Annotated in this window: 1 protein-coding gene; it reads left to right on the top strand. The window is 64.6% G+C overall.

Going from position 1 to position 1553, the window contains the following annotated elements; genetic code table 11:
• Positions 1 to 1553: polyketide synthase dehydratase domain-containing protein (locus ABZ717_RS28620; RefSeq protein ID WP_358516393.1), on the top strand; the 1553-nt coding region annotated here is incomplete at both ends.

Below are 1553 nucleotides of genomic sequence, written 5' to 3' on the forward strand. Positions count from 1 at the left end.
GGGGTGATGGTGTCGGTTTCTGCTGCTGAGGATCGTGTGTTGGCGGTGGTGGCGGAGTGTGGTGGTGGTGTGGATGTGGCCGCGGTCAATGGTCCTGAGTCGGTGGTGGTGTCGGGGGCCGAGGCCGCGGTGGAGCGTGTGGTGGGTGTTCTGGCGGGTCAGGGGTGTCGGGTTCGGCGTTTGCGGGTCAGTCATGCGTTTCATTCGGCGTTGATGGAGCCGATGTTGGCGGAGTTCCGTGAGGTGTTGGAGGGGGTTTCGTTCGGGGTTCCTCGGTGTTCGGTGGTGTCGAACGTGTCGGGGCGTGTGGTGGTGGGGGAGGAGTTGTCCTCGCCTGAGTACTGGGTGCGTCATGTGCGTGGGACGGTGCGTTTCGCCGATGGTGTGCGGTCGATGGTGAGGGAGGGTGTGTCGCGGTTCGTGGAGGTGGGGCCGGACGCGGGTTTGGTGTCGGTGGTGGGTGAGTGTGTGGCGGCCGAGGGGGTCGCTGTGGATGACGTGGTGTTGGTGGGTGCGCTGCGTCGGGGGCGTGGTGAGGAGGAGTCCGTGGTGGGGGCCGCCGCGGATTTGTGGGTGCATGGGGTGGATGTGGATTGGGGCGGGTTCTTCGCTTCGGTGGGTGTGGAGCGTGTGCCGGTGGGGTTGCCGACGTATGCGTTCCAGCGTGAGCGGTTCTGGTTGGACTCCGGTGGTGGTGGTCTGCTTTCGGATGTGGTGGAGCTGGCCGAGGGCGGGGTGTCGGTGTGGAGTGGTCGGTTGTCGTTGTCCTCGCATGGGTGGTTGGCCGATCACGCGGTGGGTGGTCAGGTGTTGTTGCCGGGGACGGCGTTTTTGGATGTGGCGTTGCATGTGGCGTTGCGGTCGGGGTTGTCGGGTGTTGCCGAGTTGACGTTGCAGCAGCCGTTGGTGTTGCCGCCTCGGGGTGAGGTGGAGTTGCAGGTGGTGGTGGATCGGGGTGTGGCGGATGGGCCGCGGGTGGCGGTGTATTCGCGGTTGGTGGGTGATGAGGGTGCTGGGTGGAGTGCTCATGCGGTGGGGGTTTTGGGGGTTGTCGGTGGGGTTGGTGGTGGTGATGTTTCGGTGCCTGAGGGTGCTGAGGTGTTGCCGGTGGATGGGTTGTATGAGCGGTTGTCGGAGGGGGGTTTTGGTTATGGTCCTGCGTTTCGTGGGTTGCGGCGGGCGTGGCGTGGGGTGTCTGAGGGTGAGGTGATCGCTGAGGTGGCGTTGCCGCGTGGGTGGCGGGATCGTGCTGGTGATCATGTGGTGCATCCGGCGTTGTTGGATGCGGTTTTGCATGTGTTGTCGTTTGTGGATTTGCCGGGTTTGCGGTCGGGGTTGTTGCCGTTTTCCTGGTCGGGTGTGCGGGTGTTCGCTTCGGGTGCGGCGAGTGTGTTGGCGCGTGTGGTGTGGGTGGGTGGTGGTGCGGTTTCGGTGGAGTTGGTGGATGGTTCGGGTGGGGTGGTGTTGTCGGTTGATGAGTTGGTGTTGCGGCCGGCTGGTGGGTTGGTGTCGGGTGGTGGGCCGTTGTACGGCTTGTCCTGGACACCGACCGA

This window comes from Nocardiopsis sp. NPDC006832, from assembly GCF_040635885.1.
Taxonomy (GTDB): Bacteria; Actinomycetota; Actinomycetes; order Streptosporangiales; family Streptosporangiaceae; genus Nocardiopsis.